Here is a 21753-nt window from a genome sequence, read left to right on the forward strand (position 1 = left end):
CCGGTGAGGCGGCCCGCCCGGCCGCCCGGGAGCTGAATCCGGGCGGCCGGGCACCCCGTCCGGCCGCCCTCGACCTTGATCCACCGAAATTCCTGGCAGGAGACCTTCCTTGCGCTTACCCACCACCCTCCTCGGCGTGGCCGTCACGGCCGCCCTCCTCGTCATCCCGCAGTCCGTCCCCACGGCCGCGCTGGCCGACCCCGCGGAGCCGCAGCCACCGGCCGTGCGCGACTTCGGCAACGGCCCCGAGCGCAACGAGATCGCGGCCGGCGTGCCCGAGCAGGCCGCCGCGCTCCGCGCGCAGCCGGACACCGGCCAGGGCGAGACGCAGGAGTACGGGCCGTCCCGCGACCGCGGCTACCCCCGGCAGACGCGGCTCCCGCTCCCGGCCGAGAACCCGGCCGACGCCTCGATCAAGCTGGGCCTGGTGCCGTACCACGGCGTCGCGCCCAAGCTCAACGACCTGCAGCGGCGCAGCAACCGGGTGAGCGCCGAGATCATGGGCCGCTCGTACCAGGGCCGCGACCTCTACCTCGTCACCGTCACCGCGCCCGAGAGCGCCGCCGAGGTACGCGAGCAGGCGCGCATCCGCGAGCGCATCGAGAACGACCCGGCCGGCGCCGCCCGCGACCGCGGCCTCGCCAAGCGCTACAAGGCGCCGGTGTTCGTCAACGCCAACATCCACGGCAACGAGTGGGAGGGCACCGACGCCGCCCTGCGCACCATCGAGCAGCTGGCCACCAGCACCGACCCGGCGATCAACGACCTGCTCAAGCGCACCAGGCTGTACTTCAACGTCACCGCCAACCCCGACGGCCGCGTCAACGGCGTGCGCCAGAACGGCGCCGGCTTCGACCTGAACCGCGACTTCATCACCGCCTCGCAGCCCGAGGTGCGCGCGATGCGCCAGCTGATGATCGACACCCAGCCGGTCGCCATGATCGACCTGCACGGGTACGTCAACGGCACGCTCATCGAGCCCACCACGCCGCCGCACGGCGCCAACTACGAGTACGACCTGTTCATCACCAACACCTACGCCAACGGCCTCGGCATGGAGGCCGCGGTCAACGGGCTCGGCTACACCTTCCCCGAGGACGGCGTGCGGCCCGTGCAGATCCCGTTCCGGGACGACCAGGAGGGCTGGGACGACTGGCCGCCGATCTTCACTCCGCAGTACGCGCCCTTCCACGGCACCGTCGCCGCGCACACGGTGGAGATCCCGCTGCGGGTCAACGAGCCCGAGTACAGCCGGCAGCCCGTCGAGGAGCTGCGCCGCCGCTCGGCGATCAACACCGACGTGGCCGCCGCCGCCATCCGCGCCACCTACGGCTTCGTCCAGTCGGGGCACGACCGGCTGATCGCCGACCAGATCGAGGTGTTCCGGCGCGGCGCGGCGGGTGAGCCGTCGAAGGAGGTCCCGCTCGGCATCGTGCCCGGCTTCGGCCCCGAGGACGTCTACAGCACCACCTTTCCCCGCGCGTACGTCATCCCGGCGGGCTCCCCGTCGGCCGCGCGCCTGGTGGACCACCTGATCGCCAACGACGTCCGGGTCGAGCGGGCCAGGTCCGCGTTCCGCTCGGGCGGCCGGACGTACCCGGCCGGCACGTACGTCGTGGACATGCGCCAGCCCAAGCGCGGCCTGGCCAACGTCATGCTGGAGCGCGGCGAGGACATCTCGCCCCGGGTGAACGCCATGTACGACATCTCCGGCTGGAGCCTCGGCCTGCTCTGGGGCGCCACCGTGGAGTCCGCCGACTCGCTGCGCGCGCACACCACCCCGGTCAAGGCCGCCGCCCCGACCGGCTCGGTCCCGCACAGCCCGGGCCCGCTCGCGCTCAAGGTCACCGACGCCAAGGAGGTCAGGGCGCTCAACGACCTGCTGGCCCAGGGCGTCGCGGTGACCTGGGGCGACGGCGGCACGGCGATCGTCCCCTCCTCCGCCCGCCAGGCCGCCAGGACGGTCTCCGACCGGTACGGCGTCACCTTCACCCGCGCGGGCTCGACCTCCGGCACCCCGCTCGCGCAGGTGCGCGTCGCCGCCGCGACGTCCGCCGACGAGCTGTTCACCCTGCGCGAGCTCGGCTTCACCGTCACCCCCGTCTCCACCGCCGTGCTCAACAACGGCTTCGACTGGAGCGGGACCGACGTCCTGTACGTCTCCAGCGGGCTCGACCACGCCGCGCTCAACCCGGCGGCCAGGACGGCCCTCGACGCGTTCCTCGCCACCGGCGGCGTGATCACCCGCGGTGACACCGGCGCCGCGTTCAACACCGCCGCCGGCCTGCTCACCGCGACCACGGTGGCCGGCCGCGACGACGCCAACGGCGTGGTCCGCACCGTCGCCACGAACGGTCCGGTCGGCAGCGGCTCGCCGGCCCACTCGTTCGTGTACTCGCCGCTGTGGTTCACCGGGCTCGGGCCCGAGGTCACGGTCGAGCAGTCGTACGCGGCCGACGGGCCCCTGGTCTCCGGCCACTGGCGGGCCGACGAGCAGGGGCTGGGCGGCCCGGAGGCGGCCAGGGGCCAGGCGGCCGTGGTCAGCGGCCGGGACGAGCGGGGCGCGGCGGTGGTGCTCTTCGGCACCGAGCCGATGTTCCGCAACCACCCCAAGGGGTTGTTCCCGCAGGTGGCCAGGGGGCTGTACTGGTCGGCCTCGGTGACCGGCGCGACCGTCACGACCCCATGATCGGGATGTGCTAGATTCACGCTTCCGGCCGGATTCGCTTCCGGCCGGAAGCTTTCTGTATGACCTCACTTCACGCCATCGTGCGCCCGGCGACCGCGGCGGACCGTCCCGCGGTCGAACGGCTCTGGCTCATGTTCCGCCACGACATGTCGGAGTTCGACAGCGAGCTGCCCAACCCCGACGCCACGTTCAAGAACGACTCCCGGCTCCGGTCGGCGTTCGAGCGCGACGACTGGGCGGCCTACCTGTTCACCAGCGGCGACCGGCCCGCCGGGTTCGCCTTCGTGCGCAGCCTGTCCGGCCCGGCGCGCGTGCTCAACAGCTTCTTCGTCGTACGCGGCGCGCGCCGGTCCGGTCTGGGGCTGCGTGCCGTCCGGGAGGTGGTCGCCCGGCACCCGGGCCCGTGGGAGATCGCCTTCCAGGACGCCAACGCGGGCGCGGTGGCCTTCTGGCGGCGGGTGGCGAAGGAGATCGCCGGCGACGCCTGGACCGAGGAACGCCGGCCCGTGCCGAACCGGCCCGACCTGCCGCCGGACGCGTGGATCTCCTTCACCACCGCCTGAGCGCGGGCGGCCCCGCGCCGCCCCGGCGTACCGGGGGAGCGGGGCCCCCCGGCCCGGGTCAGCGGGCCGCGGGGGCGTAGCCGGCCGGGCGGGTGGTGAACGTGCCCCGGCCCTGGGTGCGGCTGCGCAGGCCGGTCGCGTACCCGAACACCTCGGCCAGCGGCACGACCGCGGTGATCACCACCGTGCCGGCCCGCGCCGCCGAGCCCGAGACGCGGCCGCGCCGGGCCGACAGGTCGCCCAGCACCCCGCCGGCCATGTCGTCCGGCACGGTCACCGTCACCTCCACCACCGGCTCCAGCAGCACCATCGCGCACTGGCGCAGCGCCTCGCGCAGCCCCAGCCGCCCCGCCGTGCGGAACGCCATCTCCGAGGAGTCCTTCACGTGGGTGGCCCCGTCGGTGAGCGTGACCCGCAGGCCGGTCACCGGGTGGCCGTCCAGCGGGCCGTCGGACAGCGCGTCCCGGCAGCCGGCCTCGACCGCGCGCACGTACTCGCGCGGCACCCGGCCGCCCACCACCGTCGAGGCGAACACGAAACCCTCCGCCAGCGGCTCGACGTCCAGCACGACGTGGGCGAACTGCCCGGCGCCGCCGTCCTGCTTGACGTGCCGGTAGAGCAGCCCCGACACCCCGCGCCCGACCGTCTCCCTGAAGGAGACCTGCGGCCGGCCGACGCTCACCTCCAGGCGGTGGTCGCGCCGGAGCTTCTCCGCCGCCACCTCCAGGTGCAGCTCGCCCATTCCGGACAGCACGGTCTGCCCGGTCTCGGCGTCGGTGCGCACGGCCAGCGAGGGGTCCTCCTCGGCCAGCCGGGCCAGCGCCGCCGCCAGCCGGTCGCCGTCGGTGCTCCTGCGCGCCTCGACGGCCACCGACACCACCGGCTCGGTCGCCCCCGGCGGCTCCAGCAGCAGCGGCGCGCCCGGCGCGCACAGGGTCGTGCCGGTGCGGGCCGCCTTCGGCCCGACCACCGCGACGATGTCCCCGGCCACCGCCAGGTCCGCCTCGGCGTGCCGGTCGGCCTGCACGCGCAGGATCCGGCCGATCCGCTCGGTACGGCCCGCGCCCGCGTCCAGCACCGTGTCCGCCTTCCGCATCGTCCCCGAGTACACCCGCACGTACGTCAGCCGCCCGGTCGCCGTCGAGCTCACCTTGAACGCCAGCGCGGCCAGCGGCGCGTCCGGGTCGGCGGCCCGTACCTCGCCGTCGTGCCCGCGCACCGCGGGCACGTCCAGCGGCGAGGGCAGGTAGCGCACGACGGCGTCCAGCAGCGGCTCGATCCCGCGGTTGCGGTACGCCGAGCCGCACAGCACCACGACACCCTCACCGGTACGGGTGAGGTCGCGCAGCGCGGCGACCAGCGTCGGCCCGGAGAGCGACGTCACGGAGGGCGACGTCCCGGAGGGCGACGGTCCGGCGGGGGACGGCCCGGCGCAGAACTCCTCCAGCGCGCCCGGATGCAGCTCGGCCACCGCCTCCTCCAGCAGCCGGCGCCGCCGCAGCGCCTCCTCCAGCAGGTCGTCCGGCACCGGCCGCACCTGGCAGGCGTCGCCGTCCCAGACCAGCGCCCGCAGGCCGATCAGGTCGATCACGCCGGTGAAGGCGTCCTCGCGCCCGATCGGCAGCTGCACCACCAGCGGCGCCGGATGCAGCCGCCGGCGGATGGACGCGACCGCCGCGTCGAGGTCGGCGCCCGCCCGGTCCAGCTTGTTGACGAACGCCAGGCGCGGCACGCCGTGCCGGTCGGCCCGCCGCCACACCGACTCGCTCTGCGGCTCGACTCCGGCGACGCCGTCGAACACCGCGATCGCGCCGTCGAGCACCCGCAGCGACCGCTCCACCTCGTCGGAGAAGTCGACGTGGCCGGGGGTGTCGATCAGGTTGATCCGGTGCCCGTCCCACTCGCAGCTCACGGCCGCGGCGAAGATCGTGATGCCGCGGTCGCGCTCCTGGGAGTCGAAGTCGGTGACGGTCGTGCCGTCGTGCACCTCGCCGCGCTTGTAGGTGGCGCCGGTCAGGTACAGCATCCGCTCGGTGACGGTGGTCTTGCCGGCGTCGACGTGCGCGAGGATGCCGAGATTGCGGACGGTGGTAAGGGGGACGGTCTGGGGGTTGAAGACGTGAGCACGCACGGCCCATGACCCTTTCGGGACGTTTTTGACAGGACGGCGCAATTCCCCCGGCGAAGGGGTCTTCGTCAGGGCAGCAGCCAGTGCCGGCCGCGCAGCCGGCACCGGGGCGACGAAGACACCAGGATCACCTCGTAACGCGACGGGGGGATGACGGCAGCGGTGCTGTGGCGCACGGCCGGCTCCCTTCCCTCGTCACGTCGTGATCCCTGTAGTGATCCCTGTCATGATCTCAGGCGAGAGTGTAGTGACGCCGGTCGCGGCGGGGGAATTCATTTTCTTTGCGAAGTCTCCCCCGGAACGTCACCACGCGGACGCCTGAGTGCCCCCGGTGTGAGACTCGGACGTCATTTCGGCATGTCGACATAGGCGCGAGACGCTTTCAGGGAAGGACGCGCGCCCATGACGATCTCTCTTGACACCGGTCGCTACACGGTCGGGATGGCCACCAGCGCCGCCGACGTACAGGCCGCTCAGAGACTCCGGTACGCGGTCTTCGCCGAGGAGATGGGGGCGCGGCTCGACAGCCCGGTCTCCGGCCTCGACGCCGACCGGTTCGACGCCTACTGCGACCACCTCCTCGTCCGCGACGGCTCCGAGGTCGTCGGCACCTACCGGCTGCTGCCGCCGGGACGTACCGAACGGCTCTACTCCGACGCCGAGTTCGACCTCACCGGCCTGGCGCACCTCCGCAAGGACCTGGTGGAGGCCGGCCGCACCTGCGTGCACCCCGACCACCGGGACGGCACGGTGGTCGCGCTGATGTGGGCGGGGATCGCCCGGTACATGGTGGCCGGGGGTCACCGGTGGCTGGCGGGCTGCTGCTCGGTGCCGCTCGACGACCGCGGCGCGCTGGCCGCCGCCGTGGTGGAGCGGGTGCCGCTGGGGCCGGCGGAGTACCGGGTGACGCCCCGCACGCCGTGGCGCTCCCGTGGCGCCGTCCTGCCCGACCGGTTCGTGCCGCCGGCGCTGCTGCGGGGGTACCTGCGGCTGGGGTCGTGGGTGTGCGGGGCCCCCGCGCACGACCGGGACTTCGGCACGGCGGACTTCTTCATGCTGCTGTCGATGGCGAACGTGAACGCCCGCTACCTGCGGTACTTCCTCGGCGAGTCCCCGCTGGGACCGTCTTCGGCCGGTGAGCCGCGGCTCGGGAGGCCTCCGCTCGGGGAGCCCCTGTGAGCGCCGTCCTTCCGCCCGCTGAGCTGCCCCGGGAGGCCGCCCCGGCGCCCGCCGCCGGCGTGCGGGACAACCCGTGGCGGCCGTTCGGCCCCTGCACCCCCGCCACCTGCGTGGCGGACCCGGCCGCCGCCGCAGGCCGCCTCCAGCGCGCCGCCCGGCTCCTCGGGGCGCTCGCGGTGGTGCTCGCGGGCGTCCCCACCGCCCTCACCACCCGCATCCTCACCACCGGCACCCCTCGCACCCTCACCACCAGCACTCTCACCACCAGCACCCTCGCATCCCGCGCCGCCGTTTCCAGCGCCCCCATCAGCGGCGCCGTCACCTCCCGTCCCGCCAGCCTCCCTTCGCCCGCCTCGGCTTCGCGGGCGTTGCCATCGCTCGCCCCGGCTCCGCCCGCCGGCCGTCCGTCCGCCCGCCGTCCGCCCGGCTCCCGTCCCCTCGCCTCTCCCGCCTCCGGTTCTCTCGCCCCGCACTCACTCGCCGCCCGTCTCGCGGCGTTCGTCCTGCGGGTTTACGCGTTGCGGGCGCTGCTCCTGCGCGTGCTCGCGGTGCGCGCCCACACGCCGCACCTCGTGGGGCGCGCCCCCGTCCCTGCCGCCGCCTCCCGTGACCGTGCGTCGCGGTGGCAGGGTGAGGTCACCCGCAGGTGGGCCCGCCTGCTCCTGCGGGCGCTGGGCATCCGCCTGGAGGTCGTCGTCGAGGCCGCCGGAGGGACGGCGGGCGGCAACCCGTCAGGCGGGACGCTCGTCGTGGCGAATCACGTCTCCTGGCTGGACCCCCTCGTCATCGCCGCCACCCTGCCCTCCCGCCCCCTGGCCAAGCGCGAGATCGCCGGCTGGCCGGTCATCCGCACGCTGGTGGCCGGTGCCGGCGGGCTGTTCATCGACCGGGAGCGCCTGTCCGCGCTCCCGTCGGCCGTGGCGGCCGTCGCGGACGCCCTCAGGGCCGGGGACACGGTGGTCGCCTTCCCCGAGGGCACCACGTGGTGCGGGCGGGGCATGGGCAGTTTCCGCCCGGCCGTGTTCCAGGCGGCGGTCGACGCGGGTGCGGCCGTCCGCCCGGTGACGCTGCGTTACCGTGAGGGTACGGTCACCTCCACCCGCGCCTGCTACGTGGGCGACGACTCGCTGCTCGCCTCCATGTTCCGGGTGGCCGCCACCCGGGGCCTGGTCGCCGAGGTGAGGCTGCTCGCCCCCGTACGCCTCGCCCCCACCGCACCCCGTCAGCGGGCCCGGACCGAACTCGCCAGGATCTGCGAGACCCGCGTCCGCCAGGGCATCCCCGACCGCCACGGCGCCCCGTCGCGAGGAGAAGGCGTTTGATGCCGCCGGGACGATGGTAGAGGCGTATTTAGCAGGGGATATGGAGATCGCCCCGCTATCGGGAGCCTTCCACGAAGAAGGCGTGATAGGCGGTCTCCGCGGTCGCTGAGACCGCCGGATCGGGGGAACCCAATGCGCAAGACCCTCACCGGGCTGGGCCTGGCGTTCTTCTTGACGCTAGCCCCGGCAGCTGCGGCGACGGCCGACACGCCGGTCGCGCCGGTCGCGCAGAGCCAGGTGACACCCGCACCGCAGCCGAACGAGACCAGGGATGAAGGCGGCGGCAACGCCGGCCTGTGGGGCCTGCTGGGCCTGCTCGGCCTGCTGGGCTTCGCGGGCATGCGCAAGCAGCGTAACCACGTCGGCACCGCCGAGCACATCACGCACCGCACGACGCGCCCGTAACAGGGCCGGACCCCGGCCGCCGGCCGGGGTGACCATCCGAGGTGACACGGCTGCCGCACGGCAGCCGTGTCACGCGGTGGCGCGAAGCGGATCAAGTGGGTTAGGTTAGGCTCGCCTTTCTTAGGGGTGCCTTACCGATTGAGGAGCCGTACTTGACTCGCCCGCTCGCCCTCGTGGCGCTCGTTCTGATCACCATCGTGGGCTGCGGCTCCACCGCGCCGGCGCCCCCGGCCGCGGCCACGCGGGCGGCGAGCGGGGGCGCCTTCCCCGTCACGCTGCCGCACAAGTACGGCAGCACCACGATCACCGCCGCGCCCCAGCGCGTCGTCACCGTCGGCCTCCTGGAGCAGGACTCCCTGCTCGCCCTCGGCATCGTGCCGGTGGCGACCACGGAGTGGTTCGGCGGCTACCCGGGCGCGATCGGCCCCTGGGCCGAGGACCGGCTCGGCGGCGGCACGGTGCCGCAGGTGCTCAAGGACACCGGGAGCGGCCCCCAGTTCGAGAAGATCGCGGCACTCAAGCCCGACCTGATCCTGGGCCTGTACTCGGGCCTCACCAAGGAGCAGTACGACACCCTGTCGAAGATCGCGCCGACGGTGGCCCAGCCCAAGGAGTACATCGACTACGGCATCCCGTGGCAGGAGGTCACCAAGCGGGTCGGCACCGCGGTCGGCAAGCCCGCGGACGCCGACAAGCTCATCAAGGACGTCGAGGCCCGTTTCGTACAGGTGCAGAAGGAGCACCCCGAGTTCAAGGGCGCGACCGGCCTCATGGCCACCCTGTACGAGGGCTACTTCGTCTTCGGCAGCCAGGACCCGCGCTCCCGCCTGCTCGGCTCGCTCGGCTTCCAGCTCCCCACCGGCCTCGACCAGGCCATCGGCGACAAGTTCGGCGCCAACATCAGCAGGGAGCGGCTCGACCTCGTCGACACCGGCGTGGTCGTCTGGAGCGTCACCGACGCCGCCAAGGGGCAGGCCGAGCTGCACGGGGACAGCATCTACAGCAAGCTCGACGTGGTGAAGGAGGGCAGGGAGGTCTACCTGCCGGAGAACACCCCGCCCAGCGACGCGGTCGCCTTCCTCACCGTGCTCAGCCTCCCGTACGTGCTCGACACCCTGGTGCCGCGGCTGGCGGCCGCGGTGGACGGCGACCCGGCGACCAAGACCTCGTGACGGCCCTCACGAAGGCGTCCGCATGAAAGCGCTCGCCGCCGCGACGGCGGCGCTGGCCGGGGTGTGCCTGCTGTCGTTGTGCCTCGGCGCCCGCGCCATCCCCCTGGATCAGGTGGCCGGGGCGCTGGCCGGGACGGTCACCGACCCCGACATCCTGGACGTCGTCTGGTCGGTACGGGTGCCGCGCACCCTGATCGGCATCCTGGCCGGGGCGGCGCTCGGCCTGTCGGGCGCCCTCATGCAGGCGCTCACCCGCAACCCGCTGGCCGACCCCGGGGTGCTGGGCGTCAGCGCCGGGGCGGCGTTCGCCGTCGTTCTGGCCATCGGGGTGTTCGGGGTGGCCACGCCGGCCGGGTACGTGTGGTTCGCGTTCGCGGGGGCGCTGGTGGCCAGCGTGGTCGTGTACGGGCTGGCCGGGCTCGGGCGGGACGGGATGACGCCGGTGAAGCTGGCGCTGGCCGGGGTCGCGGTCACGTTCCTGCTCAGCTCGGTGACCAGCGCGTTCGTGCTGGTGGACCCGGAGTCGCTGAGCAGGTACCGGTTCTGGTCGGCGGGGTCGCTGTCGGGCTCGGGCGGGCAGCTGCTGCCGCAGCTTCTCCCGTTCGTGGCGGCGGGGGCGGTGCTGGCGCTGGCCGGTGGCCCCGCGCTGAACAGCCTGGCGCTCGGCGACGACGTGGCCAGGGGGCTGGGCCGCCGGGTCGGCCTGGTACGCCTGCAGGGGGCGGCGGCCGTGATGCTGCTGACCGGCTCCGCCGTCGCCGCCATCGGGCCCGTGGTCTTCGTCGGGCTGGTCGTGCCCTACGCGGCGCGGGTCCTGGCCGGGCGGGGCGGCTCGGAGGCCGACCACCGGCTGCTGCTGCCGCTGGCGGCGCTGCTCGGGCCGTGCCTGCTGCTGGCGGCCGACGTGGTCGGGCGCGTGGTGGCGCCGCCGATCGAGGTGCAGGCGGGGTTGCTGGTGGCGTTCATCGGCGGCCCGTTCTTCGTCGTCCTGGCCCGCCGCCGGCGGCTTGCGGAGTTGTGAGCGTATGAGCCAGATGGTCACCTTCCGGCTGTCGGTGCCGCCCGTCTCGGGCGTGCTGCGGCCGCGCCTCATCCTGGTCGGCCTGGCCACCGCCGCGGCCGCCTTCCTGGCCTTCTGCCTCGGGCTCGGCCTCGGGGAGGTCCGGCTCGGGCTCGGCGAGGTGATCGGGTCTCTGGTGGGCACCGGGGACCAGGGCACCGCGTTCGTCGTACGGGAGCTGCGCCTGCCCCGGGCATTGACGGGCCTGCTGGCGGGCGCCGCGTTCGGGCTGTCGGGGGCGCTGTTCCAGACGATGACCCGCAACCCGCTGGCCAGCCCGGACATGATCGGCGTCACCCAGGGAGCGGGGGTGGCCGTGGTGGCCGGGATCGTGCTGGGGATCGGCGCGGGGCTGCAGCTGCTGGGATTCGCGGGGGCCGTGCTGGCGGCGCTGGTGACGTACCTGCTGGCGTGGCGGCGCGGCACCACCGGCGGGCGGATCGTCCTGGTCGGCATCGGCCTGTCGTGGATCTGCACGAGCGCCACCGAATACCTCATGGTCACCAGCGGCCACTTCCAGGCCCAGCAGGCGCTCGGCTGGCTGTTCGGCAACCTGAACGGCCGCACCTGGGACCACGTCGCGCCGCTGGCCCTGGCGCTGGCCGTGCTGGTTCCGGTCACGCTCGTGCTCGGGAACTGGACCCGCGCGCTGCAGCTCGGCGACGAGGTCGCGGTCGTGCTCGGCGCGCGGGTGCAGGCGGCCCGGCTGGCGCTGCTGCTGACGGGTGTCGGGCTGGTGGCGTTCGGCACGGCGGCGGCGGGGCCGGTGGCCTTCGTGGCGCTGGCCGCTCCCCAGATCGCCCAGCGCCTGTCCCGCACCGCCGGCCCGCCGCCCGTGGTCGCGGGGCTCATGGGGGCGTTCATCGTGCTGGCCGCCGACCTGGTGGCCCGCCTGCTGATCCCGGACGTGGAGCTCCCGGTCGGCGTGGTCACGGGCGCCCTCGGCGCGCCCCTGCTGCTCTGGCTCCTGGCCCGGTCCCGGCGGCGCTAGGCGTTCGGTTCGATGACCAGGCGCTAGGCGGTGAAGTAGTGGCCCGCCTCGAGGTCCGGGAGGAGCGCGGGCCCGCCGGGGGACCAGTCCAGCAGTTTCCTGGTCAGGTCACTGGTGGCGGGGACGTCGAGGGAGAGGACCAGGCCGAGGAAGCCGAAGTGCTCCATTGCCTCCTCGGGGGAGATGGAGGCCACCGGCAGCCCCAGGTGGCGGCCGATCACCTCGGCGATCTCCCGTACCGGCACCCCCTCCTCGGCGACCCCGTGCAGGCGCGCGCCCGCGGGCGCGCCCTCCAGCGCCAGCCGGAACAGCCGCGCGGCGTCCAGCCGGTGCACGGCGGGCCAGCGGTTCGACCCGTCGCCCGGGTAGGCGGAGACCCCCTTGACCCGCGCGGTGGCGATCAGGCCCGGGACGAAGCCGTGCTCACCCTCGCCGTGCACCGTCGGCGGCAGCCGCACCGCCGACGTCCGCACGCCGCGCTCGGCGAACGACAGCGCGGCCACCTCGGAGCCGTACCGGGCCGCCGCGAACGATCCCGGATCGGGCGCGCTGTCCTCCGTCGCGACGCGGCCCGGCGCGAGGCCGGCGGTTCCGGAGGCGATGACGAAGGGCCGGCCGGTCCCCACGAGCGCCTCCCCGAGCGCCTCGATGGCCCGCCGGTCGGTCCGGACGGCGGCCTCGAAGTCGGAGAAGTCGTGGACGAACGCGGTGTGGATCACGCCGTCGGCGGCGGCCGCGCCGCCGCGCAGGCTGTCCAGGTCGTCGAGGGAGCCGCGGTGCGCCTCGGCCCCGGCGGCCGCCAGCGCGGCGACGGCCCTCTCGGAGCGGGCGAGCCCGACGACCTGATGCCCGGCGCCGAGCAGTTCGCGGACGATGGCGCTCCCGATGAACCCGGTCGCGCCGGTGACGAATACGCGCATGATGAAACGCACTCCTTGGCAAGGGCAGGTGAGAACCGGCCGCACGTCGCAGGGGCCGGTGCTTCCACCTTGCGCTCGCGCAACGTCCCAGGTCCAATGAATGTTCCGCAAGCCGCATCGCGTTTCGCGCATCACCACAGCTCAAGGGGTTCGGCGACTAGGCTGGGCGCATGCCCGAGTCGCCGCCGGACCTCGACCTGCAACTCGTACGGAGCTTCACCGTCCTCGCCGAGCACCGGCACTTCGGCCGCGCCGCCGAGACCCTCCACCTCACCCAGTCGTCGCTGAGCCGGCAGATCGCCCGCCTCGAACAGCAGCTGGGCGCCCGCCTGGTGGACCGCACCCCGCAGGGCAGCCGGCTCACCGAGGCGGGGGAGGTCTTCCTGCCGCTCGCCAAGGCGGTCCTGCGGTCGTCGGCCCAGGCCGCGGCGAGCGCCCGCGCCGCCGCGCGGCCCAACCGGATCACCGTCGGCTACACCGCCAACCTGATCGTCACCCCCGCCGTGCGCGAGCTGCGCCACCGGCACCCGGACGCCGACGTACGCACCCTGCACGTGCCCTGGAACGAGCCGCACACCGCGCTGCTCTCCCACCGGGTGGACGCGGTGGTGGCCCGGCTGCCGTTCCCCACCGACGGGCTCCGCGTGACGGTCCTCTACGACGAGCCCCGGGCAGTGCTGGTGCCGCGCGACCACCGCCTGGCCGGCAAGGAGTCGATCACCCTCGACGACATCGCCGACGAGCCCCTGCCCCGCGCTCCCGACCCCGTCTGGGACGCCTTCTGGCGCGTCGACCCCCGGCCCGACGGGAGCCCGGCCCCCGACGGCCCCTTCCTCGAGGCCGTGGAGGACAAGTTCGAGCTCGTCGCGGGCGGGCAGGCCGTGGTCATCGTCCCGGCCGGCGCCAACTTCACCGGCCTGCGGCCGGACCTCACCACGGTTCCCCTGGAAGGCGTCGAGCCGAGCCACGTCGCGCTGGCGACCCGCGCCGGCGACCGCGGCCGCCTGGTGGCCGCCTTCCGCAAGTACGCCCAGGCCCACCTCACCGGTCAGCCGGGCGGCGCCACACCGGCCTGACCGAGCGAGGTCCCCGCGTCGGCGCTACCGAGGAAGCTCGGTGCTGCACCGGAGGGTGTCGCCGTCGCGGGCCAGGCCGAAGACGGCGCCCAGCTTGCTCGGGTTGTCCGGCAGGTAGTCGGGCGTCCTGATCCCAGCGATGATCTTCGTCCCGGCGGGCATGGCCGCCGGATCGATGGTGATCAGGACCTGCCCGTCCGCCTCCTTGCTGCTGTCCATGACCTTGTCGAAGCCGGGGATGTCGGCCGGGGACGTGCAGAACTCGTTGATCCGGATGTCGGCCGGGATGCCCGCCTGGGCCAGAGTGCTCTCCAGGATCGCCGGGTCGAGGGTCTGCTCCTTGGTGAGCTTGACGGTGACCGTACCGTCGGCGTTGCTGTCGACGGAGAAGGCGGCGAGCTGGACGTGCACGTCCGCGGGCGGCGCGTTGACCTGCGCGCCACCGGTCATGACGACCAGCGACAGCCCTCCGGCCACGGCGGAGCCCGCCGCGATCGCCGTGACCTTCCTGCGGCGGCGCGCCCGGCCCGCCGCGACGATCCGCTCGACGGGGGTGCGCATCTGCACGCCCTCCATCGACTCTCTCATGGTGTCGAAGACGTCGTTCATGATCGGCCCTCCTGGGTGATGGCGGTGGCGAGGTCGCCGCGCAGCGTGGCGACGGCCCGTGCCAGGTGTGCGGTTACGGTGCCCGGAGCGATGCCGAGGGTCTTGGCGGTGGCCTCGGTGTCCAGGTCGAGGAAGACCCGCAGCGCCACCACCTCCCGCTGCCGCCTGGGCAGGCGCCGCAGGGCGGCCATCAGCGCGGGGTCGATGCCCTGCGTCTGCTGGTGTCCTTCGGCGTCATGGCCGGCCAGCGCGACCTCGCGGCGGCGCCTGCGCCACCACGAGACGCGGGTGTTGAGCGCGGTGCGCACGATCCAGGCGCGCGGCGCGGGATGCGCCCGCACCTTGCGCCAGCCGCTCCACGCCTGCACGTAGGCCTCGGCGACCAGGTCCTCGGCCAGCTGCGGATCTCCGGTGCCGACCACTACGGCCCGCAGGCACGCGTCCCTGCTGTCCCGGTAGAACTCCTCGAACTCCAGTTGCTCCACACCCTCTACACGCCCGGGAGCGCCATCACACTTACCGGAAACCTCCACGATTGTGGCGCCTGCCGATGGAGGCGGCGACCCCCGCCGTACCGCACACGGGGTAGCGCCCGGATATGCGCGTCGCCACGCTGAACCTCTGGACCAGGCACGGCTCCTGGAGCGAGCGCAGGGAAGTACTGATCACCGGGTTGCGTGACCTGTGCCCGGATCTGGTCGCCTTCCAGGAGTCGGTCGTGGCAGACGACCATGACCAGGTCGTCGACCTGCTGGGCCCCGACTACCACGTCGTTCACCAGGAGGCCGACGGCGCGATCGCCTGCCACAGCGACACGTACCGCGTGAACCGGCGGCGGCCGATCACGGCCATCCGCGAGGCCGGCACCGACGGCAACCCGGCGACGGTGCCCGACCCCGCATGGAAGCCGCTGATCGAGACCCCGCCCACTCCCGAACACCCCTCCGGGCACACCTGCGTGAGCGGCGCAGCCGTCCCCCACGGCAGCGGAGGTCAGTCCGGCCGGGTGGAGGGGCGCCCCCGCTCCGGCGTGATCGCCGGCTGAGACGACCTAAAGGCAGAGGCAGAACGGACGCCCGTCGGGATCCAGTCTCCGGCGGATGGCGCTGCGGGCCGCGGGCCGCGGGCCGGATGCTGGAGCACCACCACGGTCCCGAGGCCGGCCGGGCCGGGCGCCAGTACGACAAGGCCGCCGGGGCGGCACTCCGGCACACCGGGCTGATGCCGGACCGAGCCCTGCAGCGGGACCGGGTCCGGAGGGTGCGGCGGGATGCCATCGGCGAACCCGCCCAGCCCGATCCCGAGGATGGTGCCGGGTAGCTCGATTCCGCGGGTTGTCATGGTCAGGGGTTCTTGCCCATGGCTTGGCGGATGGCGTCGCGGACCCGGTCCATCATGGCGATGGGTGTGCCGGCCAGGATGTTCTTGGTGGCGGTTTCGGTGCCGGGGTGGGGGTGGGTGGGTGCCATGGCTTCGGCGGCCTTGACGCCGGCGGCCATGGTGCGGCGTTCGGCTTCGGTGGTGTGGCCGCGGAGCTGGGTGAATTCGTAGCGTTCTTCGCTGCGGGCGTGTGCTTCCACGGCGGTGCGCAGCATGGCGAGGTTGGCGGCGAAGTCGGGGGCGTCGGGGCCGGCCTGGTCCATTTGGGAGAGCAGTTGCTTGGCCTGGTTTTCCTCGGTGAGCCGGTCGTCGACGACTCCGTCGCCGCCGTCGATGTTGCGGCGGGCGTAGGGGTGAACGATTTCTTCTTCGGCGGTTTCGTGGACGGCCAGGAGGCGTACGAGTCGGGTGAAGGCTTCGGCGCGTTGGTCGGCGGGTGCTTGTTCGACCTCGTCGAACAGGTCTCTGATCATGGCGTGCTGGGCCAGTAGCAGGTCGATGACGTCGGTTTCGCCCATCGTCTCTGGGGCTGTTCTGGTCATGGACTCCTCCTTCGGGTACGGGCGTGGCCTACCCGGCAGGGCAACCGGCACGCGCGCATGGGAAAGGGCAGCCAAGGTCCTTACGGAATCCGGAATTGCGACGCCGCAGTCGAGCCGGGTGGTGCGAGTTCCTGGTCGGGGAGGACGGGCGTACAGCACCAGCGCCGCCGGAGCGTTGGGACCGATCAGGGTGAGGTTTCCGCCGAGCGACCGGGCCGGCCGCCGCCGCCCGCAGCAGGGCGGCGGCGCCGCGCGAGTCCATGAGGGACACGCGCCGCGGGTCCACGCTCAGCCACGGCCCCCGCTGGTGGATCACCGGCCCCCGCTGGTGGATCACCGCCACCCCGGGGAGCAGGCGGTCTCAGGCGGCGCGGATCACTTCAGGGCGGTCGCGACGCGGTCGAGGATCTCCGCGAGGTTGGCCGGGCTGGTGGCGAAGTTGAGCCGGGCGAACGCCGCGGTGTCCACCTCCGTGTGCTGCGAGAACTCGGCTCCTTCGCTGAGTTTGACCCTCGCCAGCCGTTCCAGGTGTCCGGCGGGCGACCCGCCCCCGATCGGGCTCCGGCTGAAGTCGAGCCAGCTCAGGTACGTCCCCTCCGGCGAGTGGTAACGCAGGTCCCATGGCAGCGCCGCCGCCCATTCCTCGATCAGGCGCTGGTTGCGCACGAGGGTGTCCGACAGGTCCGCCAGCCAGGCGTCGGACCGGCGCCAGGCGGCCACGGTGGCGACCCGGCTGAGGATGCTCGGCGTACCGAAGAAGTCCAGCGGAGCCTTGTTGAGCGCGTCGTGCAGCCGGTCCGGGCCGATGTGCGCGACGGCGCAGCGGAGCCCGGCCAGGTTGAACGCCTTCGTCGCCGAGGTCGCCGTGACCGTGCGTGCGTCGGCCGTGGCGATCGAGGCGAACGGCACGTGCTGGTGCGGGGCGAACACGAGATCGGCGTGGATCTCGTCGGCCAGCACCAGCAGGTCCAGCTCCTCGGCCGCCGCGGCGAGGGGGAGCAGTTCCGCGGGCGTGAGCACGCGGCCGGTCGGATTGTGCGGGTTGACGACCACGAGCAGGCGGCAGCGCTGGGCTCGCAGGCGCTCAGTGAGCCCGTCGGCCGGGACCTGCCACCCTGTCTCATCGCGCGTCACGGGCAGCGGTACGATCCGGCGGCCCGCCCGGACGATGCTGGCCAGGAACGGCGGGTACGCGGGGACGTGAATGGCGACACCGTCACCCGGCTCGGTGGCGTACTCGATGACGACCTGGAGGATCTGCAGCAGGTCGCTGAACACCCGGGTCCGCTCCCGCCGCGGACGCCACCCGTGACGGGCGAGCATGCGCTCCTCGAACGCCTCGACCACCGGGTCCTCTCCCCGCCAGTACGGGTAGCCGAAGTCCGCGTGCCGCGTGGTGCGCAGGATGCTCTCCTGTACGGCGGGCGGGATGCCGAAGTCCATGTCGGCGACCCAGGCCCCGACGGTGTCCGGAGGCAGGGAACCCCATTTGACGCCGTACCCCGAGCGCAGCCGTTCGACGTCGATGGTCTCGAACGGGCCGGCGGGCGGGCGGTTCACGGGCGCTCCCCTGCGGGCCGGCCGGCGAGGATGGCGTCGCGCAGGATCTCCATCTGGCCGTGGTGCTGCGCGAGCTCCTCGTAGACGTGCAGCAGCGCCGCTCCCTGGGTCAGCTCGCGGTCGGGTCCGAGGAAGGCCGCGGGCGGCGCGCCGCGCAGCCGCGCTCCGGGTACGGCCGCGCGTACGTCGTCGGCCAGCCGGCCCCGTACCACCGCCACCTCGTCCAGCAGCGGGCCCACCAGGCCGGTGCCGGCGAACTCGGCGTCGCGGTCGCGGGTGACCTCGCGTCCGGCCACGAGCTGCCCGGCCCAGTACGACACCACTCCCAGGCAGTGCGTGAGCAGCGCGTACGGCGAGTTGGCGCCGGGAAAGGGCGGCCTGGCGTTGGCGAGCTGGTCGCCGAGGCCGGCGACGATGCCGGCCATCCCGTTCAGGGCGCGGTCGACGTAGTAGAGGTAGTCGTCGTCGGTGATCACACATGGCTCCCGATGTAACCGGCTAAGCAGGTGTACAGAAGATTGCGGCAGCCGTATGTAACCTGTCAAGATGGTGTCGTGAGTTTCGTCTTCGTCAGCGGCAACCTCGCCCTCGACTTCGCGGGCACGCTCAAATGGCGGCGCACCCGTCCGGAGGAGCTCCTGGCCACCCCGGCCGACCTCGGCCGATGGGCCGTGGCGGCCGGGGTGACGAGCGAGGAGCCGGCCGTCGGCGCCGCCGACCTGCGGTGGCTGTGCATGCTGCGGGAGGCCGCCTACCGGCTGGTGACGTGCGCCATGGACGGGCGGCCCTGGCCGGAGGACGATCTGCGCGCCGTCAACGAGGCGGCGGCGGAGGCGCCGCCGCAGGTGCGGCTGACCCCTGGCGGGCTCGTACGCTCCGGAAGCGCGGGCGCGATCGCGTCCAGCGTGGCCCGATCCGCGGCCGAGCTGCTCGGAGAGTTCACCGAGCAGCCCGGCGGGCTGCGCATCCGTGAATGCGCGCTGGAAGAATGCACGCGGATCTTCATCGACCGCTCCCGGGGCGGCAATCGCCAGTGGTGCGGCATGGAGGAATGCGGTAACCGCGTCAAGGTGGCGAACTATCGCTCCCGCAGAAGCGGGACCACCCGCGGCTGAAGCGGCGTCAGGGGTTCTCGACGCTCACGGGCCGCCAGGCGCGGACGTCCGCGGAGGCTCCCAGTAGGTCAGCGGGGCCCCTGGAGCTCAGCGTTGTGCCGACGGCGCGCATGCGGCGAGCGGTACGGAGGCCAGGTCACAGGCCGTAGGTGGCCAGGGCGCCGCCGGCGTACGCGGCGATCGGCGCGGTGACGTGCCGGGCGTCGCGGTGGACGCCGCGCAGGGTGTTGGAGGCGAACGAACGCTGGAACTCCACCCCGACGTAGCCGAGCCCGAGATGGGTGGTGGAGACGCCGCCGTCGTGCAGCGGCAGGCCGTGCTCGCCGAGCGCGCCGAGCGGGTGGAGACAGCCCAGGTCGGGGCGGTAGCCGGTGGCGAAGATGACGGTGTCCACGTGCTCGCGCTCACCGTCTGACCACAGGATCCGGTCGCCCTCGAAGGCGGTGAACAGGGGGCGGCGTTCCATCCGGCCGTCGGCCAGGGCGGCGGCGTAGTCGCCGGTGTCCAGGACCAGGGTGCCGCCGCCCGCGCGGGCGACGATCCGGGCCAGCCAGTACGGCGGCAGGTCGTCGAAGCCGGTGGTGGCGTGCCAGTGGTGGACGTCCTGGCCGCCGATGAACTGGGGCATGAAGGCGATCGGGTGGCGGGTGGCCAGGGTGACCGTGGCCACCTCGGCGAGCTCGTAGCCGACCTGCACGGCGGAGTTGCCGCCGCCGACGATGACGACGCGCCGGCCCGCGTAGTGCTTGGGGCTGCGGTAGTCGGCCACGTGCAGCAGCCGGCCGGTGAAGGTGTCCTGGCCGGGCAGCTGCGGGAGGCGCGGATTGCCGAACGAGCCGCTGGCCGCCACCACCCCCTTCGTACGCAGGGTGTCGCCGTCGGCGGTGTGGACGAGGAAGCCGCCCGCGCCGTCGTCCTCGACGGTGCTCACCCGGGTGCGGGTGCGGATGTCGACGTCGAGGCTGTCGGCGTAGCGCTGCAGGTATGCCACGACCTGGTCACGGGTGGGGTAGTGGTCGGGGTCGCCGGGGAACTCCTGGCCGCCGAGGGTGCTGTGGCGGGCGGGGGAGAAGAGGGTGAGGCTGTCGTAGTAGTCGGCCCAGGAGCCGGTGGGGTGTTCGCCGGCTTCGAGGATGACGGGCCGGAGTCCGGCGGTGCGCAGGCAGTGTGCGGCGGCGAGGCCGGACTGGCCGCCGCCGATGACGATGGTGTCCATGCCGCCATATCATATCGTCACATCCAGAAAACACAATATGATGGTGGTGGGGTGATGCTATGACCATGACGTCCACTTCCATCGAGCTGAGCGACGAGGCGCGCGGCTTCCTCAAGGCGATGGCCAGCGAGACCCGCCAGCGGATCATGGAGCTGTTCGCCGGCGGGATCGAGCTGACCGTCAACGAGGTGGCCGAGCGCATGTCCCTCGCCCAGTCCGCCACCTCGACTCATCTGGCCACGTTGCGCGACGGCGGCGTGCTGAGCTCGCGGCGCGAGTGGAAGACCGTCTACTACCGCGCCGATTCCGCGCGGATCGGCAAGGCGCTGTCCGACCTCCAGGCGACCCTCCAGGCCTGCTGCCCGCCCGACGACCGCGCTACCGGCGCCTCCTGTAGCTGATCAGCTTGGAGAAGTGCTGCGCGCCCGATGCTCGGCCCATCGTGCTGGCGCTTCCATGTGGGCTCGGGATTCCACACGCCGGTAGTGCCTGCCGCCTGCCCGTCACACGGCTGGACCGTCCTGGGTTCCCGGGTGAGCCAGCCGGCTAACCGTGGCGAGGAGCAGGCGGGCCGCTGTCATGAGCGTGCCTGCTTCGACGCGGTCCGGGGTCTCGGCCGGGGTCTGGTAGCCGGGCATGCCCATGCCGATGCCGATCGCGGCGAGGCCGGCGGCGGCGTAACGGCGGTTGTCCGAGGCCATCGCGCCCGCCCGTAGGGGCACGCCGGTCAGGCGGGCTGCCCGGTCCAGGCAGGCGAGGAGGGCATGGGCGGGACCGCCCGCCTCGACCGAGGCGGCCTGGTGCAGTTGCGCCGCCCCGTCCAGGTTGATCACCAGCGTGTCCGCCGGCAGGGTCGCGGCGTGGTGCGCGGATCCCCATGCACCGGCCTCCTCGCCGTCCAGCAGGGCGACGCGCACCTCGAGCGGGTCCGGGATGCCGACCGCCACCAGCACGCGGGCCACCTCCAGGATGACGGCCACGCCCGAGGCGTTGTCGGCGGCCGCCGGCAGGCGACGCTCCGGATCGTCGCCGACGCCGTCGAAGTGCGCGGTCAGCAACACTCGCGTCAGCGCTGCGCCGGTGTCGGCGCGGGGGCGGGCGGCCGGCAGGCGCCCCTCGACGTTGACGCCGTCGGCGACGACCACCCGCATGGGCATGGACGCCGTCACGTGCACCGGGCCACGGCCGAGCGCCTCGGTGAGGTGCTGGTGCAGTTCGGTGCGCAACGCCAGGATCGGCATGGGCTGAACGGGTGGCCCGGCGATCATCTTGGGCAGCCAGCCGTCGGCGTCCGTGCCGCGTGCGGTGATGACCCCGGCCGCCTGGCGGGCTGCGGCTCGTTCACATGCCTGCGGCAGGTCATCGGCGGCCAGAACCCACCGGCCGTGCAGGTCCGCATGTCCGGCCGCAGCCACAGGCCCGGTGCGTGCCACGGGCAGCTCGGCCGAGGCGAGGTGCTCGGCGAAGTCGCGGCGATGCTCCAAGGGGTGCGGCTTCCCGTCGATGTTCCATCGCATGATCGGTGTCCCGTACAGCTCCCGCACGCCGGAGACGGGAAAGCCGGTCAGCTCGACTTCGGCGCCCAGCTCGCGCAGCTCGCCGGCGAGCCAGGTGGCGGCGGCTCGGCCGCCGGGCGTGCCCACCCGCCGCCCGCTGTAGCGATCGCCGGCGAGCTCCCGCACGGTGGCCAGCATGCGCCCGGTGGACAACTGCTCCAGGGCCGCCGCCGGCACCGGCGCGGTGTGCGCCGGCGCCGGGTCGGTGGACGTCATCCGCAGCATCCCGCCGCACCGGTGGTCACCGGCTCCTGGATGTTGGTCGGCCCC

At 73.5% G+C, this 21753-nt stretch carries 22 protein-coding genes; 13 read left to right on the forward strand and 9 right to left on the reverse strand.

Annotation, left to right across the window (positions count from 1 at the left end; genetic code table 11):
- Positions 1–109 precede the first annotated feature (109 nt).
- Positions 110–2689: a M14 family zinc carboxypeptidase gene (locus tag AB0J69_RS35995; RefSeq protein ID WP_364126850.1), complete on the forward strand. Its 2580-nt coding sequence runs from the start codon at positions 110–112 to the stop codon at positions 2687–2689.
- Positions 2690–2748: 59 nt separating this feature from the next.
- Positions 2749–3252, forward strand: a complete 504-nt coding sequence (locus AB0J69_RS36000; protein WP_364126853.1) for a GNAT family N-acetyltransferase — start codon at positions 2749–2751, stop codon at positions 3250–3252.
- 58 nt (positions 3253–3310) lie between these two features.
- Here the strand turns inward: AB0J69_RS36000 and fusA are convergent, their stop codons facing one another.
- Positions 3311–5383, reverse strand: coding sequence for an elongation factor G (gene fusA, locus AB0J69_RS36005; protein WP_364126856.1), 2073 nt, complete (start codon positions 5381–5383; stop codon positions 3311–3313).
- A 399-nt stretch (positions 5384–5782) separates the two neighbouring features.
- Here fusA and AB0J69_RS36010 point away from each other — a divergent pair, with 399 nt between their 5' ends.
- The 6 genes from AB0J69_RS36010 (at position 5783) to AB0J69_RS36035 (ending at position 11509) form a co-directional block, all read left to right on the forward strand.
- Positions 5783–6559: a GNAT family N-acyltransferase gene (locus AB0J69_RS36010; RefSeq protein ID WP_364126859.1), complete on the forward strand. Its 777-nt coding sequence runs from the start codon at positions 5783–5785 to the stop codon at positions 6557–6559.
- The gene (locus tag AB0J69_RS36015) at positions 6556–7881 is read left to right on the forward strand and encodes a 1-acyl-sn-glycerol-3-phosphate acyltransferase (protein ID WP_364126861.1); all 1326 of its coding nucleotides are present in this window, start codon (positions 6556–6558) and stop codon (positions 7879–7881) included. Before AB0J69_RS36010 ends, AB0J69_RS36015 begins: the two co-directional genes overlap by 4 nt.
- 132 nt (positions 7882–8013) lie before the next feature.
- Entirely contained in the window at positions 8014–8286 is a 273-nt protein-coding gene (locus tag AB0J69_RS36020; RefSeq protein WP_364126864.1) for a WGxxGxxG family protein, read from the forward strand.
- A 152-nt stretch (positions 8287–8438) separates the two neighbouring features.
- Complete coding sequence (locus AB0J69_RS36025; protein WP_364126867.1) at positions 8439–9458, forward strand: iron-siderophore ABC transporter substrate-binding protein; 1020 nt, start codon at positions 8439–8441, stop codon at positions 9456–9458.
- Positions 9459–9480: 22 nt separating this feature from the next.
- On the forward strand, positions 9481–10479 hold the full coding sequence (locus AB0J69_RS36030) for an iron ABC transporter permease (protein WP_364126869.1): 999 nt from the start codon (positions 9481–9483) through the stop codon (positions 10477–10479).
- A gap of 4 nt (positions 10480–10483) precedes the next feature.
- Positions 10484–11509, forward strand: a complete 1026-nt coding sequence (locus AB0J69_RS36035; RefSeq protein ID WP_364126872.1) for an iron chelate uptake ABC transporter family permease subunit — start codon at positions 10484–10486, stop codon at positions 11507–11509.
- A 23-nt stretch (positions 11510–11532) separates the two neighbouring features.
- Here the strand turns inward: AB0J69_RS36035 and AB0J69_RS36040 are convergent, their stop codons facing one another.
- On the reverse strand, positions 11533–12429 hold the full coding sequence (locus AB0J69_RS36040) for an SDR family oxidoreductase (RefSeq protein WP_364126874.1): 897 nt from the start codon (positions 12427–12429) through the stop codon (positions 11533–11535).
- 170 nt (positions 12430–12599) lie between these two features.
- Between AB0J69_RS36040 and AB0J69_RS36045 the strand changes: the two genes are divergently transcribed.
- Positions 12600–13505 carry a LysR family transcriptional regulator gene (locus AB0J69_RS36045; RefSeq protein ID WP_364126877.1) on the forward strand — a complete coding sequence of 302 codons (906 nt, stop codon included), beginning with the start codon at positions 12600–12602 and terminating at the stop codon, positions 13503–13505.
- A gap of 24 nt (positions 13506–13529) precedes the next feature.
- On the opposite strand, the gene AB0J69_RS36050 is transcribed toward AB0J69_RS36045, so the two are convergent.
- Both AB0J69_RS36050 and AB0J69_RS36055 read right to left on the reverse strand, forming a co-directional pair.
- Positions 13530–14114, reverse strand: a complete 585-nt coding sequence (locus AB0J69_RS36050) for a hypothetical protein (protein ID WP_364126879.1) — start codon at positions 14112–14114, stop codon at positions 13530–13532.
- On the reverse strand, positions 14111–14599 hold the full coding sequence (locus tag AB0J69_RS36055; RefSeq protein ID WP_364126881.1) for a sigma-70 family RNA polymerase sigma factor: 489 nt from the start codon (positions 14597–14599) through the stop codon (positions 14111–14113). The genes AB0J69_RS36050 and AB0J69_RS36055 overlap by 4 nt, the downstream gene beginning before the upstream one ends.
- Before the next feature lie 113 nt (positions 14600–14712).
- On the opposite strand from AB0J69_RS36055, the gene AB0J69_RS36060 reads away from it, so the two are divergent.
- Together AB0J69_RS36060 and AB0J69_RS36065 are read left to right on the forward strand one after the other, a co-directional pair.
- Entirely contained in the window at positions 14713–15159 is a 447-nt protein-coding gene (locus AB0J69_RS36060; RefSeq protein ID WP_364126883.1) for a hypothetical protein, read from the forward strand.
- Positions 15160–15245: 86 nt separating this feature from the next.
- The gene (locus AB0J69_RS36065; RefSeq protein ID WP_364126886.1) at positions 15246–15434 is read left to right on the forward strand and encodes a hypothetical protein; all 189 of its coding nucleotides are present in this window, start codon (positions 15246–15248) and stop codon (positions 15432–15434) included.
- A 23-nt stretch (positions 15435–15457) separates the two neighbouring features.
- Here AB0J69_RS36065 and AB0J69_RS36070 read toward each other — a convergent pair whose 3' ends face one another.
- From AB0J69_RS36070 to AB0J69_RS36080, 3 genes are all read right to left on the reverse strand, one after another.
- Positions 15458–16012, reverse strand: a complete 555-nt coding sequence (locus AB0J69_RS36070) for a hemerythrin domain-containing protein (protein WP_364126889.1) — start codon at positions 16010–16012, stop codon at positions 15458–15460.
- 399 nt (positions 16013–16411) lie between these two features.
- Positions 16412–17596, reverse strand: a complete 1185-nt coding sequence (locus AB0J69_RS36075) for an aminotransferase class I/II-fold pyridoxal phosphate-dependent enzyme (RefSeq protein ID WP_364126891.1) — start codon at positions 17594–17596, stop codon at positions 16412–16414.
- The gene (locus tag AB0J69_RS36080; protein WP_364126893.1) at positions 17593–18072 is read right to left on the reverse strand and encodes a DUF664 domain-containing protein; all 480 of its coding nucleotides are present in this window, start codon (positions 18070–18072) and stop codon (positions 17593–17595) included. The genes AB0J69_RS36075 and AB0J69_RS36080 overlap by 4 nt, the downstream gene beginning before the upstream one ends.
- A 78-nt stretch (positions 18073–18150) precedes the next feature.
- Between AB0J69_RS36080 and AB0J69_RS36085 the strand changes: the two genes are divergently transcribed.
- Positions 18151–18711, forward strand: coding sequence for a CGNR zinc finger domain-containing protein (locus AB0J69_RS36085; RefSeq protein ID WP_364126895.1), 561 nt, complete (start codon positions 18151–18153; stop codon positions 18709–18711).
- A 136-nt stretch (positions 18712–18847) separates the two neighbouring features.
- Here the strand turns inward: AB0J69_RS36085 and AB0J69_RS36090 are convergent, their stop codons facing one another.
- Positions 18848–19927 (reverse strand): NAD(P)/FAD-dependent oxidoreductase, encoded by a 1080-nt coding sequence (locus tag AB0J69_RS36090; RefSeq protein WP_364126898.1) that lies wholly within the window; start codon positions 19925–19927, stop codon positions 18848–18850.
- A gap of 65 nt (positions 19928–19992) precedes the next feature.
- Here AB0J69_RS36090 and AB0J69_RS36095 point away from each other — a divergent pair, with 65 nt between their 5' ends.
- Positions 19993–20328: a metalloregulator ArsR/SmtB family transcription factor gene (locus AB0J69_RS36095; RefSeq protein ID WP_364126901.1), complete on the forward strand. Its 336-nt coding sequence runs from the start codon at positions 19993–19995 to the stop codon at positions 20326–20328.
- 102 nt (positions 20329–20430) lie between these two features.
- On the opposite strand, the gene AB0J69_RS36100 is transcribed toward AB0J69_RS36095, so the two are convergent.
- Positions 20431–21753, reverse strand: a 1323-nt coding sequence (locus AB0J69_RS36100) for a M28 family peptidase (RefSeq protein ID WP_364126903.1), incomplete at its 5' end; no start/stop codon positions are given.

Source organism: Nonomuraea sp. NPDC049709, assembly GCF_040674815.1.
GTDB lineage: Bacteria > Actinomycetota > Actinomycetes > Streptosporangiales > Streptosporangiaceae > Nonomuraea.

Bases quoted from the DNA above. Each gene is read 5' to 3' on its own strand.
- AB0J69_RS36000 (WP_364126853.1), top strand. From the start codon at position 2,749: ATGACCTCACTTCACGCCATCGTGCGCCCGGCGACCGCGGCGGACCGT.
- AB0J69_RS36020 (WP_364126864.1), top strand. From the start codon at position 8,014: ATGCGCAAGACCCTCACCGGGCTGGGCCTGGCGTTCTTCTTGACGCTA.
- AB0J69_RS36065 (WP_364126886.1), top strand. From the start codon at position 15,246: ATGCTGGAGCACCACCACGGTCCCGAGGCCGGCCGGGCCGGGCGCCAG.
- AB0J69_RS36060 (WP_364126883.1), top strand. From the start codon at position 14,713: ATGCGCGTCGCCACGCTGAACCTCTGGACCAGGCACGGCTCCTGGAGC.
- AB0J69_RS36035 (WP_364126872.1), top strand. From the start codon at position 10,484: ATGAGCCAGATGGTCACCTTCCGGCTGTCGGTGCCGCCCGTCTCGGGC.
- AB0J69_RS36030 (WP_364126869.1), top strand. From the start codon at position 9,481: ATGAAAGCGCTCGCCGCCGCGACGGCGGCGCTGGCCGGGGTGTGCCTG.
- AB0J69_RS36040 (WP_364126874.1), bottom strand. From the start codon at position 12,429: ATGCGCGTATTCGTCACCGGCGCGACCGGGTTCATCGGGAGCGCCATC.
- AB0J69_RS36090 (WP_364126898.1), bottom strand. From the start codon at position 19,927: ATGGACACCATCGTCATCGGCGGCGGCCAGTCCGGCCTCGCCGCCGCA.
- AB0J69_RS36010 (WP_364126859.1), top strand. From the start codon at position 5,783: ATGACGATCTCTCTTGACACCGGTCGCTACACGGTCGGGATGGCCACC.
- AB0J69_RS36045 (WP_364126877.1), top strand. From the start codon at position 12,600: ATGCCCGAGTCGCCGCCGGACCTCGACCTGCAACTCGTACGGAGCTTC.
- AB0J69_RS36095 (WP_364126901.1), top strand. From the start codon at position 19,993: ATGACGTCCACTTCCATCGAGCTGAGCGACGAGGCGCGCGGCTTCCTC.
- AB0J69_RS36050 (WP_364126879.1), bottom strand. From the start codon at position 14,114: ATGAACGACGTCTTCGACACCATGAGAGAGTCGATGGAGGGCGTGCAG.
- AB0J69_RS36070 (WP_364126889.1), bottom strand. From the start codon at position 16,012: ATGGGCGAAACCGACGTCATCGACCTGCTACTGGCCCAGCACGCCATG.